The following is a 14,846-nucleotide window of genomic DNA, read 5'->3' on the forward strand; positions in this document are numbered from 1 at the left end:
AACGCTGGAATCGACGTGCCGGATGCACAGGCGTTGAACGACACGATTGCGGCGGCGGAACAGGCGGCGCTTCGCGATGACGCCCAAAGGGACGCGCGTCTTGCGGCGTGGGCCGTTGCCTACGAGGCTTTCGGCACAAAGGCCAATCGAACGCCGTGCTCGGCCGCCGCGCTTCTCAAGCGGGTGCGGAAAGATGGCTCTCTCCCGCGGATTTCCCCACTGGTTGATGCCGATTGGCGGGGAAGATCTCGATCTCTACCAGGGGTCCCGAGACTTTTAATTGCGAAGGGAGCGGAGCCATTCGACACGATCGAGCAAGGTGAAATGGTAACCGAGCATCCCGAACCGGGCGAAGTCATCTGGTGCGATGATGCCGGTGTCACGTGCCGCCGCTGGAACTGGCGGCAGGGGCGGCGCACCATGGGTCACGGTCGATACCCGCGCCATGTGGCTCGTGCTGGAAGCCCTCGGCCCAATGTCAGCTATACAGATGACGGGCACCGGAGAGCATTTGATGGGACTTATCCAAGCGTTGTGCCCGGGTGCGCGAATCGAAACCGCGCGGATCGACGAGTCCACTACATCTCGTGTCCCTTAGGGCATGGCCCACCTTTCGGAGAAACACACCACTCAGCCCTGTCCGGATCTGGCGCTCCTTGCTCGCTCCGCTGGCCTACACAGTTGATTGCGAACGACCCAGAACGGCTCTCGAAAACGAGCGTCGAACGAAATCAGATCACTGCTTGTTCTCCCTTAGCGTTGTTTGGCGTACTTTTATCGCGATGCTTCCAGTGGGGATGGTCCAAATTGCGCAAGCTCGGTCGAGTGATCGCGGAGAAGCTTAATGTCGACTAAATCGAAATTCATGGAGCGGTACGGACAACGGGTGCGAACCCGGGACGTCGTCCCGGTGTCGTCAGGCTCTCCCGTCCGACTGAGTCTCAGTTTTCTTCACGGCGCGAATACTCCTGAGGCCGCCCGGATTCTCGTTAAGAGACAGCTGCCGCTCAGGACGGCCCACGCGATACTCACGGAGATGGTCGATCACGGCAAGGCGTTCGTGACGGTTCCTTGCGTCGACGACCTATTGGCACTGAAGAATGAACTGTCGTCCGCAGGCGTGATCGCGAAGGTTCATGCGCCGCGGCCGATAAGTGTTCGCGAAGTCCGGGGTCGCACGAAGCTCTCTCAGGAGGCATTCTCCGTGAGGTATGGCCTCGATCTGGCAACGCTTCGAAATTGGGAGCAAGGTCGCTCGAAACCGGATGCAGCGGCGAATACTCTCCTTTGGACCATCGCCCGGAATCCGGAAGCAGTCGAAGAATCGCTGGACATGGAGGACGGAGTGGCTGCCCCTTCGCCCTAAGGGGGCCGATCACTTCGGCGCGCGGCAATTCGGCCGCCAGCGCGATGGCCGGCCGCCGCGCGGTATCGACAGCGCGCGAGCCTCATGCGTCAGACGCCTTCCTTGGCATGTCGCACGCCAGATCCCAAACATGATTCCACCGCAACGAGCTGGTGACGGAAGCAGTGTCTGCACTTTGGAAACGAGCCATTTGCGTTCTCATGGACGTCGCGACTCGTCTCGTCCAGTAAAAGTCGCAATCATTGTCAATTGCGATGTTCCGCAGTCAGCTGGCCGTTTATTTTCCTAAGATCTGCGTTATAGGCCGGGGTGTTGTCGCCGTTTCGGCGGGTAAGATGGGATAGGCGACCTCGGGTGCCTTTCCGGTTAGCGAGTTGAGGAAGGCAACAAGCAGGTCGACTTCTTCGTCCGCCAGTACCACGCCAAGCTGGGTGGTTCCCATGATGGCAACGGCCTGTTTCAGATCCCAAACCTTGCCCGAATGAAAGTATGGCGCGGTGAGTGCAACGTTGCGCAGCGGCGCCACGCGGAAAACATAGGAATCGTCGGCTGCATTGGTGACCGCAAATCGGCCCATGTCTTTTTCCGGCAGGACCTCGGCGCTGGGCTGTTCCACGAGGCCGAATGGGTAATAGGCTTCCCCACCAACGTTGATGCCGGCATGGCAGGACGAGCAGCCTTTGTCCATGAAAAGCGCCAGGCCCTGTTTCTGTTCGGAAGTCATGGCAAGCTCATCACCATTCAGGAAGCTGTCGAAGGGGGCCGGCGTGACCAGTGTCGCCTCGAAGGCTTCGATTGCCTTGGCGAAGTTGTCGAAGGTGACCCGATCGGCTTCAGCCGGAAAAGCTGCATCGAACCACTCGACATATTGCGGCATGGACTTGAGCGTGGCGATGACTTGGCCCGGTGTATTGGCCATTTCGATGCCGGCTTGGACCGGTCCCTTCGCCTGAGCCTTCAGGTCTGCGGCACGACCATCCCAGAACTGGGCGATGTTGAAGACAGCGTTCAGTACAGTCGGCGCGTTGCGCTGTCCCTTCTGCCAACCATGGCCGATCGAGGTTTCATGATTGTCGTCGCCGCCGGTGGCCAAGTTGTGGCACGAGTTGCACGACAAGACGCCTGACGCCGAGACGCGTGGATCGAAGAACAGTGCCTTGCCGAGGGCGATCTTCTCCGGTGTGATCGGGTTGTTAGCGACTACCGGCGTGGTGGGTGGCAAAGCCTTGAAAGTGGCCAGTGCCGTTTCTCTGAGGTCTGCGGGGATCGAATCCGCAGCAAAAGCGATGGCTGTCAGCAAGGGGACAGCCATCGTACTGAATAGGATTTTCATAAATGATCTCGCTGCGTCGTGCACGCAGCCACTCTGGGATATGCGGCTCATGAACGCCCTGCGCTAGATCAGTTGCGGGAGAGGACCGGGTGGTCTGACACCTGTTTTCGCGGCAGAGCTTGGACCGTCCCGGAATTGAACGCTCTTCTCGATTGGATTTCAGGGAGGCGGAGGATTGCTGCTCGGCAAGCGGCGGCGCCGGAGCCCGGAGCCGTGCTTCGGTTCTCTCTGCGCCTTCAACTATGAAGAAATCGGGGCCACCTGTCCGATTCGGTTTGGGGCCGGTTATCTGTTCCGCAGCAGGTCCTGCTCGACTTCCGCCTGCCTTCGCCAGATCGACGTGGCCCCAAATCGATCCGCGATAGTGTCTTGTAGCACCTTTGCGGGACGATCTTATTTCGACTGTAGAGGGCCGTTTCGGGTGAGCAAAATTACACGAATTTCAAAGGGCGCCCGAGTAGCTGTTTTGATTGGCTTGTGAGGCCTATAGCCTCCATCGAGCGAATATTGGCAGACGACGGAGCACAATTTTGGCTTCGTTTATCAGCTTCAATGGGCCAACTGCTTTGCTATAATTACAGGGCAATTTACCGTCATGAATTCGAGAGAACCAAGTCCCACGCAGTGATTTTCACACCAGAAGCGTTGCAGTCCTGTCGCGAGAAGCTGGTTTACAACAAGATGATTAACGTCGCCATAGCGCGCAAAATATTGTTTGTTCGCTATAGTACGCTCCAGATGCCGGCGAAATCTCGATACAATAACCTCGTCGGCGTTCCCGCTCCGGCTTCAGATACGACTGCGACGCCTATACTTGCGCTTTTCCACTGCCCGACATGCAGGCAGCGAGCCATTGCATCGCGGAGGTTGCATCTTCCAATATGGCGACCTGTTCCCCAAAGCGGAAAAAAGTCTTGCGCGCTGCGCTCGCAGGTATTCGTCCGTTGTATGCATCAAAGCACGCCGTGAGAGCGGCTTCGTAGATCCGGTCTCTGCCATCTTCTGGCCATTCGTTGAGAAAATCGATAGCATCCGCAGGACTGGCAATCTCTTGCACGATGTGCGCTGCCCGCCTTACGGAAAGTGGGCTGCTGAAAGTCCCTGAGCTCATTCGTTCCTCCCGACCTGCTGAACCGCTAGTTTGCGTGAACAGGCGCCTCCTCTACACCCGCCCACCATTGCGGAATGTGTTGTCACAGCGATAGCGGTTCAATAGCAAAGCAGCGGCGTGATGTCCTCGGTTTACCAGCGGGCCACCCTAATATCCTGCTGCGAGAGCGGCTCACCGGATGAATCTACATCGTTTCGACCATTGCGAATCAACGCTTGATAGTTCCTCCACGCGCCATCAGGAAGCGGCCACTGCTCTGCCACCGATTTCACAGCCAAAGAGAGGATGGCGAAACAGAAATAGCCCGCTTCGTTTCGAGATTACTGGTCATTTCGGCGCAAAGCTTACGGCCGAGACGCGCCTGAAAATGCGCAAGCACCGCGGCAGCTCGCCAACAACGGACCGATCAACGGTCACGACGGCGGGATACCGCGCCGTAGATCTCGCTGGACGAACATCGCAATAATCCTGTCGAGACCTTTGTTGCTTTCAGCGGCGACCGCCACTATGAAGCGACGCTTCGCCGACTGTGTTTCACGCCGCCTGGAGAGTTTCATGACAGAAGAAGCCGAAAAAAACATCGACACCCTCATCGAGCTCACGGCCGATGTCGTCTCAGCCTATGTCTCCAACAATCCGATCCCGGTGGGGGATCTCCCTGCCCTCATCGGCCAAGTGCACGCGGCTCTGAAAGGGACGGCGGAAGGTGTCTCTGCAAAAGAGCCGGTTGCCCTTACGCCTGCAGTCCCGATCAGGAAGTCGGTGACACCGGACTACATCATCTCCCTTGAAGACGGGAAGAAATTCAAATCGCTAAAGCGCCATCTGTCGACCCACTATGGGCTGACGCCGGATGGATATCGGGCCAAATGGGGCCTACCGGCGGATTATCCCATGGTCGCGCCGAACTACGCCGCGGCGCGCTCTTCATTGGCCAAGACGATGGGGCTCGGCCGCAAACCGAAAGCGCCGGAAGCACCGGAGCCGGCGCCGACGAAGCGAACCCGCAAGAAGGTCGCGGCTTGATTTCGGCAATCGAGATTCGGTCTGGAGCGTTGCAGCCATCGGCTTAATCTGCGCGTCATATAAAAAGGCGGGGCCTACCCCGCCTTCCTTTCAAACAACTGCGTTTCATAAGGAATTCGCGACGCCTGCAGCAATCTGCTGCCCTCAGTTTTTGCTCGCTCCTATCGAGCGGCCGTGAGGACCTCCGGACCTACGCGCCCACTCTTGCCAGGACGCAGGAGAAAATTTCAACCAGCTTTGCTGAGGCTGCCAGCGGAGGATTTGCCAGTGCGGCGGTCCTGCTCGATCTCATAGTTGATCTTCTGGCCGTCAGCGAGGGTCGAGAGGCCCGCGCGTTCGACAGCGGAAATGTGGACGAAAACATCCGGACCGCCATTGTCGGGCTGGATAAATCCAAACCCCTTGGTGCTGTTGAACCACTTTACCGTTCCAGTCGGCATATACGTATTCCTTTTTAACAATTGCAACGCGGGCAGGCCATTAGGGCCAGCCCGATTCATAGCCGAAACTTAGGCGCAGCAGAACGAAAAATTTCAAGGCCCGGCTTGATTGGTCGGCGGCAACTGGCGCACTCCATCGCGACCGCCTACAGCCAGCAGGCTCTGGCATGGCCCAAAGCACCCGATCTTCGAGCGCTCCCGCCACGTGCTACGGCTGGTCCTTGGAGACCGATCACGGGACGTACGACCTGCCGATGCTCGTAGAATGCGCTGACGTCGACCCAACTACATCGCGCACTAAGCGCCCTCGCCGCGTGACGCCTTATTCGTCGGGCCACCAGGTCAGCGGCTGGGTGGTTCACGGGCCCACCTTCGTGCATAACCCCTTGGCAAGCGCTTGAAGGAGTTTCGCATTGGATTGTTTCAAGACGATCGAGGGTCTAATCGATGCGGCCAGCGCGGATGCGATCGATAAGGCGCGCGTTTTGCTGGATCAGTTCAAGGGTAAGTCAGAAACAATCGCCCAAGCGATCGACGACTTCCTACTTGATTTGATGACCTTTCTGTTTGTGGTAGAAGCTACCCACGAGCGGTTCCACAATCCGGCGCGGCGGTTGGCGCGCATCAGAATGAGCAGGATCAGGCTATTGTTGACTGGATAGCCTTAAGCTCAGAGGCCGCCCCGATTAGAGAGGCCTTTGCAGCAGGCGCCAGGCCATCTTGCCGCATGAGGCCGGCGGAAGATGCGGACTGCTGAAAATAGACGGTAAGCTGCGATGCCTACCTGCCGCAAGGGCATCGCGGTTTAAACACGCGAACCCGCTATGCGGATCAGTCTGATCGGCCCTATGCCGCGCGCTACATAGGCCGATCCGCACAGCAAAGCGATGACGGCCCAAGACTATTTTGATGTCATCGGATTTCAAGATGGCCACAATCTCAAAAGCCCATTTGACGAACCTGCGATGTTGACGGACGTTACCTGTAATCAGCCTCCGACAACGGGTCTGTTTGAAATCAATGACGGTGGCTTGTAGGCGGCCGGCAAAACTTTTTCGTGACGTTGCTATATTTGCACGTCTCAGTTTGGGATCGCAGATGGCTCTGACAAAGTCCCGTTCTCTTGGAGTCCTGACGCTCGAACGAGTGCTGGCCTCCAGCGACACGCCGTCGCTAGGACCGCCCGGTTCGCTGGTGAATCCGTCAACATTTGACTTTCGGATCATCTGGGAAACTGTGTCCGGCGCTTGGGCGGAATCTGTTTTCTCCTCAAGTTCGACCAAGGCCCCACGCAAACGATCCCTGTTCCGCAGCAACTCATCACGCGCAACGACTTCGGGCAAGCTCATCCGCCAAAAGCGCTCAACGCATCCTTCTTTCTCGCCTGATGTCCTACGATCTTCGTTTCCAGCGCCTCGCGAACATTCCCTAACTGTTGCAGATCCTTGATGAGATCCGTCTTCGCGCGCGAAAAGGCTCCACGCGCTCGAACCCGCCACGCTCCTGTCTCCTCTGCCGTTCAGCCTCGACCCTGGCGTGCCTGTCGAGGACAGCCTTCCGCTGGGGCGACCAACAGCTAAATTCTCACTCACTCAGTGCAGCGGCTATTCGAAGCGCATCCTATGCCGCTCCCCCGGCAGCGGGCCCAATCGTCTTCCGAACGAAGGAGATATCGTCCCAAGCCGCGCGCGCGTCGCGTTCGGCCCTGTCCAATGTCCGACGATGTCGAATACGCAACATAGCAGCGCCCGATTTATCGCATGCCTCGAACGGTTTTCTGATCTGGCGCAGTTCATGCCTAGTCATCCGCAAACGCGTCACGCACCAAGGAGAAGTCGCCCCCCATGATCAAATCACCAAGAAATACCGCCGCAGGTCTCCTGGGTTCATCCAAAGACGAGGCTCGAGTAAGGCCTAGCATTGCTCATCTGGCTCGGCGCTGCCCGCCGATCCTCCCACGGGGGGAGACGAGGACGCAGCGCCTTCATCAAAATGAGGAACAAATCACTTTGCCTCGAACCTTGCCTTTCGACCAGCCAGCACAACCGGAGCCATCGATCAAACTTCGGTCCCCCTGGCTGCGCAAGGCATTCATTGCCACCGCGCTGGCCCTGGTGACGACCGCTCCGGCTCCGGCCGCCACCGACGACTGCAAAGTGACGGATTTCCTGCTCGACAACGGCATGGAAGTGGTCGTCATCCCCGATCACCGCGCGCCGATCGTCACTCATATGGTCTGGTACAAGATCGGCAGCGCCGACGAGCCACCGGGCAAATCCGGCATTGCCCATTTCCTCGAGCGTCTGATGTTCAAGGCGACGACCAACCACGCCGCCGGCGAGTTCGACCGAGCCGTCTCAGCCATCGGCGGCTACAATAACGCCTTCACGGCCTATGACTACACCACCTTCCTCGAGACGGTGGCGCCCTCGGCGTTGGGTGAGATGATGGGCTTCGAGGCCGATCGCATGTTCAACCTCATCCTCAACGACGATGATATCAAGACCGAGCGCGACGTGATCCTGGAGGAGCGCCGTTGGCGCAGAGAGACGAACCCGCAGGCTCTGCTGGACGAGGAGGTCAACGCGACGTTGCGGCAGAACCAGCCCTACCGCATTCCGGTCATCGGCTGGATGCAGGAGATGGAGAAGCTGAACGGCACCGACGCATTCACCATCTACAACAAATACTACCGACCGAACAATGCCGTGCTGGTGGTGGCCGGCGACGTAGAGCCTGAGACGGTGAAGGCGCTGGCCGAGAAGACCTATGGCAAGGTTGTGCGCGGGCCGGACCTGCCCCCGCGCAACCGCCCGGTCGAGCCGGAGCAGAACACCAGGCGCACAGTGACGCTGACCGATGCGCGCGTTTCGGTGCCGAGCTTTTCCACTCAATGGGTGGTGCCGTCCTATCATACGGCAGAGCCCGGCGAGGCCGAGGCGCTCGACCTGCTGGCCGAGATCCTCGGCGGCGGCAACCGCAGCCGGCTCTATCAGGAGCTTGTCGTCAAGCAAGGCATAGCCTCGGCGGCCGGCGCCTTCTTCCAGGGCACCATGCTAGACGACACCAATTTCACCATCTCCGGCTCGCCGCGCGGCGATGCAAAGCTCGTCGATCTCGAAGCGGCGGCCGTTGCCGAAGTCGCCCGGATCGCCAAGGATGGCGTCACCAGCGACGAGCTGGACAAGGCCAAAGACCGCTATATCCGCTCGGTGATTTGTGCGCACGACGAGCTGGACCAAATCGCCAACATTTATGGCAAAACGCTCACCACCGGTGGCAATGTGAAGGACGTGCTCGAGAGGCCGGACCGCGTCCGCAAGGTCACCACCGAAGAGGTCAAGGCGGTCGCCGCGCGTTATCTGGTGCTCGACCATTCGACCACAGGCTATCTTTTGCCGTAGCAACAGGCGGGAAATTGATCATGAGCTCCATCCCCATGCGCATGCGCCGCCCGGTCTTCCCTTCACCCCTTGTGGAGAAGGGAAGACCTGGCGCGCCTTCGCCACCCTGTCTCTCTCCATCCTCTTTTTCATCTTGCGGGCGCTCGCCCGGTAAACGGGATCTGTTTAAAGCCGCGAGGAGCGGTTTTCGCGGGCCTTGTCAGGCATTTGCCGGTGCAGGTGTCATTATTGGGGTGCGCTCCTCCTCAGGCCAGCCTCTCTTCGAGTCGATAGAGTCGCCGATTCGTGGTCCGCAGATTGTAGGCGCAGGCCACCAGCATCCACTCCGCGCGGCTGGCGAAGCCGATGTCCGTTGTTCAATCGTTCGACTAGTAGAACCGCGAGGCATCTTCTAGCGTATTCAGGTATTCTCCCTTTCCAGTTGGGTACCGTGGTCTACCAGCTGTCTGGCCGAGGCCCTATAAGAAACCCGGACGTCGCGGAGTACACACCGCACCTGCTATATATACCTGCTGCGTTGAGGAGGAATCCGGTATTGCCCCTGTGCCTGCCGATGATCCGTCACCTGAGATCCCCTGACCTGTTTGGACCCATTGATCGCCTGCCGGCACTTGGCACGCGGACTAGCGAGCGGACATTCGAGGTCCTCAACCCGTCGACTGGCGAAGTGCTGGCAGAACTACCCGACATGGGTGTCGAGGAGACATGCGCTGCGATCGACAAGGCCTATGTCGCTCAGCCTGGATGGGCAGGGTTGACCGCACGTGAGCGCAGCGACGTTCTATGGCGATGGCATCAGTTGATCATCGACCACGCCGACGATCTCGCCGCGATTCTCACCGCGGAGATGGGCAAGCCGCTTTCAGAAGCCAAGTCGGAGATATCGCATGCTGCGGCGTATTTGCAATGGTACGCCGAGGAGGCCAATCGCGTCTATGGCGAGACGATCTCCGCACCATCGATGGACCGCCGAATGCTGGTAATCAAGCAGCCCATCGGAGTTGTTGGCACGATAACGCCATGGAATTTCCCGGCCTCGATGGTGGCGCGCAAAATCTCGCCAGCCTTGGCGGCGGGCTGCACGATCGTCCTCAAGCCCGCTGAACAGACGCCGCTCGTGGCGGGAGCAATGTTCGCCCTCGCCCATCAGGCTGGCTTTCCCGAAGGCGTCGTCAACCTGATCTATGCGTCCGAAGGTGACGCGGTCGGCCGCGAACTTTGTACCAATCCCAAGGTCCGCAAGATTAGCTTCACCGGGTCGACTGAGATCGGGCGCCTTCTCATGCGCCAGTGCTCGGACCAGATCAAAAAAGTCAGCCTTGAGCTCGGCGGCAATGCACCTTTCATCGTCTTCGATGATGCCGATATCGATGCCGCGGTTGACGGTGCGATCCAGGCGAAGTTCCGCAATGCCGGCCAGACCTGCGTTTCGGCGAACCGCCTTTACGTCCAGTCGGGCGTTCACGACGAGTTCGTCGAGAAATTCGTGCAACGGGCTCGCCAACTTCAAGTTGGTGACGGTTTCGCTCCCGGAGTGGACATCGGACCGCTCATCGACAAGCACGCTTTGGCCAAGATCGAATCCCATATTGCCGATGCCGTCGCCAAAGGCGGCGCAATTCGATGCGGGGGCAAACGCATCGGCACGAATGGCACGTTTTTCCAACCGACAGTCCTGACCGGTGTCTCCAGCGAGATGACCGTCGCGCAAGAAGAGACATTCGGGCCGCTGGCACCGATTATTCGCTTCAAAGATGCGGATCAGGTCGTGCGTGAGGCCAACGACACGATCTATGGCCTCGCGGCCTACTTTTATGCCTCCAACCTGAAGCGTGTCTGGCGTGTGGCCGAGGCCTTGGAATATGGAATGGTCGGGGTAAATACCGGCCGGATGTCTTCAGAAGCGGCGCCGTTCGGTGGGATAAAACAGTCCGGCATCGGGCGGGAGGGATCCCGCCATGGCCTCGAGGACTACCTCGAAATGAAATATCTCTGCATGGGCGGCATCTGAATTTTCGGCTTGCAGGGTTCACAGCCGGTAACCTAGCGAGCGATCTCCAAATATGTGAATTGTAGGATCGCTCCTCGATTGGGAACTGAGGGGCGGCTTCGTACCCGACCAAACCCGCAATCCTGAAGGAACACCCTGGCTGGACTTATCTCTCGACGAGACAAGCGTCTGCATTGTCGGCGAAGACGGCGTGCATGTGACGGAGGATACGCTTGCGAGGGATTTGGCGGCCCTCGCCGAGTATCTTCAGGCGACGGGCTGTCGTTGCGCGGGTATGGTTGGAAGCTTGTGCACCATCGCGATCGTGAACGCTGGTTGTGCGCAATATCCGGTTTCTGGGGCAGAATTTTGAACCTGCTACCTTCCGATTGTCAGTAGCTCAGTTGTTCTTCGGCCGACTGCCGCACCAGTACAGGCTCGGACAGAATCGAAGATACCATCAGGCAGGCATTCGCATTCGACATTTCCGGTGATCGGCGCACGATCCAGGGCGCGCCAGGTTGACCAAGCGCCTCGAACCGCATGACAGTCTTGACCGGCTGGAGGACGGAAATCCCGCGATGCCGAAGAGGTTGGTCGGCAGTCGAGCCCACACGGCATTTGCGGCACGAAACAGCAAGGGCTGGGAAGCGATCGGCCGAGCGGTCCTCGAAGGCGCGGGCCAGGGTGTCGACGATGCGTTGGTTCAGGTCCGCCAATCTGGTCTCTACCGTCTGATAGCGGCTTCGGTCGCCAGTGACAGCGAGTAAAGATATTTGGCATCATCGGCTTTGATTGCCGCGCAGATCTGGTCGAGATTGGGATAGCTCACTGGTGCACCTTTGGGCTCATAGTGCTTCGTCCTCATCGAGATGAGGATTGCCGGATTTGGCGTAGAACACCAACACGGGTCCGAGATCAAAGCGCGTCCCGGGCGCAAGGCGCTGGACGGACCGGGGCCATGTTTCGTCTGAGACGCCATCGATGCCTCGCGCCAGAGTTCTGGCGAATCGGGGCATCAGCGGAGCGAGTGTCGGTGCCAGGATCGCAGCGGCCGTCGTCTGAAGGGCTAGCGAAGTCCGATTGCGGGCGGGATAGAAACGTCGCGCCGCCGCATAGTCTTGCGCCCGACGGTAGATCACGCAATCGCGCACGAAATCGCAGACCTGAGCGGCCGCGCGCCTGACCGAGAAGCCTTCGTCCGAATAGGCGCGCTCCATCGCCGCGCGATAGATCTCTATCCGAGCAAAGAAGGCGCGGTCGACCGGGCTCCAGTCGCCTGCATCGGGTACACGGCCGGCAAAATCCTGCTTGGTTTCCTGGTTCAACGCATCAAGCCAGTTCAGCCAAACCCCTTGGAACACCTCGTTCTCGGTGCGGCGCAGCGCGTCCAGCGTGAAATCCGTCCGCTCACCTTCCGGGCGTGTCAGGCCCAAATGGAGGCGCACGACGTCGACTGTCTTTGGGCTCAGAACCTCCTTGCCCCAGACCGCATGGCGGCAGCTGGTTGAGAACTTTTTGCCGTCGAGCAGGTAGAACTCGTTGACGTGATAGTGGATGCGTGGCGTCCAGTGGGAGAAGACCTCGGCGTAAAGAGCGGGGTAGAGTAGCGCGTGGTAGAACGAATTGTCGAAGCCGAAGAAATGGACAATCTGCCAGTCGTTGCCGGGCATCTCCGCCTTCCAGTCGCGACCCAGCAAGCGGCCGAGCGCCTGGATGTTGTAAAGAAAACCGAAGGCCATTTCGGGCCAGACCCAGATCACTTGCCCCGGGAACCCTTCGGCCGGCAGGCCCCAGTCCGAGGGGTGGGTAATGGGCACTGAAAAGTTGCCGCGTCGGCGTAGGCGCGCAAAGAGATCCAAGATCCGTAGCGGGACGCCCGACGCCCTTAGATGCCGGTCGATATTGTCGTAGCATCGGTCCAAGGCAAGTTCCGGGCGGCGGACGGAGCCGACCAGCGGCGCCTCGGCAGACTGCCGTGACCGGGCTGCACCGTGGCAAAGGTTTGGGGCGCCGCATTCCTCGCAGATATTGCCACCGGCGGAGCCGCCGCAATCGGGGCAGAGGCCGCTAACATTCGGCTCGTAAAGATAGTGGCCTGTCACAGCATCGAAAAGCGCAGGGCTCTGGCGCAGATCTACCGCCGTGCTGCTCAGAAGACTGCGGAAACACGCGGCTTGAAACGCGCCGTAACCGTCATCGCCCATTGTGGGTTGGAAGCTGTGGACGTCACAATCGAGAAGTGCAAGCGTGGCGCGAATCTCGTCGGCGTAGTAGCGCGCCACGTTTGCAGGCGTCGATTGATCGGCATCGGCGCGTATCGTGACGTAGCTCTGGTTATCATCGCTTCCAGTGAGGTGATATGCTTCGACTCCTTTCATGCGCAGGAAACGAGTATAGACGTCGGCGCCGAAATAGGGGCCAGAAAGATGCCCCAGATGCAGATCGCCATTTGGCGTTGGCGGCGTGGAGAAGACGAAGATCGGCCCGCGTGGAGCCGTGGTCTTTGCAGCGGCATCAAGGGCGGCCTCGCCGTCTCGCCAGTAGACATCGACGAAATCTAGGTCTTCGTTTCCGTCGTTGCGCAGCACATGCGCTTCAAAAGGGTGGAACAGAACGACATCGCCCGCCTCGACCGGGATTTCCCCAAGGTCGGTCCTGACCTTGCCCGATCCTGACAGGATCACGAAGGCCTCGAGTTCGTCGTGCCGATGGGGCTCGGATGTAACGCCCGGTGCCACCCTACCGAACGAAAACCCCGTGCCGGCGCTTCCCGTTCCAAGCGTGGCCATGTTGATACCGAACGCCCGCGACAGCGTCGTTCGAGAAAGCGTAGATTTCCGCATGACAAACCTAATCAGTTGAAACAGTGGCATCTCCCGATGCCAACGCAATAGCCTCTTGTGCAAGTTGCGCAGAGAAGCGGCAGCCCAACCCGTTGGCGGCCCCGGCCAGAATAATGCGGCTCTGGGCCGCCAGGCGGGCGACGAGGGGGGCGCCAGTCGGGCTGTAGGCGTCATAGAAGACCGCCCTGCGACCACCTCCACAATCCACGTGCCAAAGCGTCGTAACGGGCTGCGGTCGATGCTCCGCGAGCGCGCAAATCAGAACGCCATACTCTCCGCGCATTTTTGAGCGGTCGATCAGTTTCCTGTGCATGCCTCCGCCTGGCTGCGTGAGCTCAATCGCGATAGAAAATGCCATTTGGGGGCTTGAGTTTGTCGAGATCGGCCACTTTGCCCTCGGGCGGGTTAAGGGCGCGCTTAAGCACGTTATATTCAGCGCGGGTCGGTCCACCGGTTGAAGCACGCTGGAACACCAAGTAGAGTGTCCGCCGCGAACGATTGCTTTTGTTCGGTCGTGAGTAGTGCGGTGCGTAATCGTCGAATATGAAGATGTCGCCAGCCTTCCATACTACGGGTTCCCAGGAGAACATTTCGGCGACTTGAGGATCGATCACCCCACCGGCATCCATGGGAAACACCCCCTTCTTGTGGTTGCCGGGGCTGAAGAAAAGCCCGCCGTTTTCCGGGTCGGAGTCGTCGATGCCTATGGCAACCACCGCATGGACCATCCGGTCGGGGAGATTGTGTGGAATGTGATAAATGTCCTGATGCGGGAGATAGCCGCCACTGTCGGGGTAGTGGAAAATCAGCAACTCCTTGAGCCTGCGCGAATCTTCGCCAAGCAAATCATCGACCGCTGACTTTATGCGCTGATCTTCTAAGAGCAAACGACGCAATGGATCATGGAAGTCGAGAAAATTCTCGATCTTGGAGATGATCTTTCGATTGTCCGTCGTCTTCTCGAACCACATGAGCCATTTATCATCGCTGACATCCCAGCGTGACATATCTTCGACAAAAGTAGAGATATCGTTCTGAGCCGCTGGAGCGAAGAACCTTTCGAGCCTGACGTATCCGTCTTTCTGCCACTTTTCTCTTTGTGCATCAGTCAACATGCGAAAAGCCTCCTGTTGGAAAGACTGGTTGGTCGGACATCCCAATTAGGGCAGTCGGGCGTGGTCAAGTTGCGGGTCCACGGAGACGGACTCACGTCATGTGAGACGGCGATGCTAAGTGCGTTCCGCTCCGGCGGATATTGTCCGCAGAAGCTCGGCGCGAGACTGCCTATGTCAGGCTCAGCCGGGTCCAGGGGTTCTGTAAACTGGGCCGG

At 59.0% G+C, this 14,846-nt stretch carries 11 protein-coding genes; 5 read left to right on the forward strand and 6 right to left on the reverse strand.

Features of this window, described 5'->3' with window-relative positions:
* The first annotated feature begins 844 nt into the window (after positions 1-844).
* Positions 845-1,366 (forward strand): helix-turn-helix domain-containing protein, encoded by a 522-nt coding sequence (locus tag NKH42_RS13030; RefSeq protein ID WP_352706649.1) that lies wholly within the window; start codon positions 845-847, stop codon positions 1,364-1,366.
* A gap of 277 nt (positions 1,367-1,643) precedes the next feature.
* On the opposite strand, the gene NKH42_RS13035 is transcribed toward NKH42_RS13030, so the two are convergent.
* Both NKH42_RS13035 and NKH42_RS13040 read right to left on the reverse strand, forming a co-directional pair.
* On the reverse strand, positions 1,644-2,699 hold the full coding sequence (locus NKH42_RS13035) for a cytochrome-c peroxidase (RefSeq protein WP_352974174.1): 1,056 nt from the start codon (positions 2,697-2,699) through the stop codon (positions 1,644-1,646).
* A gap of 808 nt (positions 2,700-3,507) precedes the next feature.
* Positions 3,508-3,810 (reverse strand): DUF982 domain-containing protein, encoded by a 303-nt coding sequence (locus tag NKH42_RS13040; RefSeq protein WP_352706652.1) that lies wholly within the window; start codon positions 3,808-3,810, stop codon positions 3,508-3,510.
* Between the two features lie 555 nt (positions 3,811-4,365).
* On the opposite strand from NKH42_RS13040, the gene NKH42_RS13045 reads away from it, so the two are divergent.
* Positions 4,366-4,836 (forward strand): Ros/MucR family transcriptional regulator, encoded by a 471-nt coding sequence (locus tag NKH42_RS13045; protein WP_023679671.1) that lies wholly within the window; start codon positions 4,366-4,368, stop codon positions 4,834-4,836.
* Between the two features lie 227 nt (positions 4,837-5,063).
* Here the strand turns inward: NKH42_RS13045 and NKH42_RS13050 are convergent, their stop codons facing one another.
* On the reverse strand, positions 5,064-5,276 hold the full coding sequence (locus tag NKH42_RS13050) for a cold-shock protein (RefSeq protein ID WP_023679670.1): 213 nt from the start codon (positions 5,274-5,276) through the stop codon (positions 5,064-5,066).
* Positions 5,277-5,689: 413 nt separating this feature from the next.
* Here NKH42_RS13050 and NKH42_RS13055 point away from each other — a divergent pair, with 413 nt between their 5' ends.
* The 3 genes from NKH42_RS13055 to NKH42_RS13065 all read left to right on the forward strand — a co-directional run bounded on the left by NKH42_RS13055 (position 5,690) and on the right by NKH42_RS13065 (position 10,691).
* On the forward strand, positions 5,690-5,938 hold the full coding sequence (locus tag NKH42_RS13055; RefSeq protein ID WP_352496304.1) for a hypothetical protein: 249 nt from the start codon (positions 5,690-5,692) through the stop codon (positions 5,936-5,938).
* 1,395 nt (positions 5,939-7,333) lie between these two features.
* Positions 7,334-8,680 carry a M16 family metallopeptidase gene (locus NKH42_RS13060; RefSeq protein ID WP_352755844.1) on the forward strand — a complete coding sequence of 449 codons (1,347 nt, stop codon included), beginning with the start codon at positions 7,334-7,336 and terminating at the stop codon, positions 8,678-8,680.
* A 553-nt stretch (positions 8,681-9,233) separates the two neighbouring features.
* On the forward strand, positions 9,234-10,691 hold the full coding sequence (locus NKH42_RS13065; RefSeq protein ID WP_502905745.1) for an NAD-dependent succinate-semialdehyde dehydrogenase: 1,458 nt from the start codon (positions 9,234-9,236) through the stop codon (positions 10,689-10,691).
* 371 nt (positions 10,692-11,062) lie between these two features.
* On the opposite strand, the gene NKH42_RS13070 is transcribed toward NKH42_RS13065, so the two are convergent.
* The 3 genes from NKH42_RS13070 to NKH42_RS13080 form a co-directional block, all read right to left on the reverse strand.
* The gene (locus tag NKH42_RS13070) at positions 11,063-11,389 is read right to left on the reverse strand and encodes a hypothetical protein (RefSeq protein ID WP_352706655.1); all 327 of its coding nucleotides are present in this window, start codon (positions 11,387-11,389) and stop codon (positions 11,063-11,065) included.
* 129 nt (positions 11,390-11,518) lie between these two features.
* Positions 11,519-13,717 (reverse strand): class I tRNA ligase family protein, encoded by a 2,199-nt coding sequence (locus tag NKH42_RS13075; RefSeq protein ID WP_352974177.1) that lies wholly within the window; start codon positions 13,715-13,717, stop codon positions 11,519-11,521.
* A 134-nt stretch (positions 13,718-13,851) separates the two neighbouring features.
* Positions 13,852-14,631, reverse strand: a complete 780-nt coding sequence (locus NKH42_RS13080; protein WP_352706659.1) for a phytanoyl-CoA dioxygenase family protein — start codon at positions 14,629-14,631, stop codon at positions 13,852-13,854.
* Positions 14,632-14,846 lie beyond the last annotated feature (215 nt).

It is taken from the genome of Mesorhizobium sp. M1142 (assembly GCF_040318565.1).
Classification (GTDB): Bacteria; Pseudomonadota; Alphaproteobacteria; order Rhizobiales; family Rhizobiaceae; genus Mesorhizobium.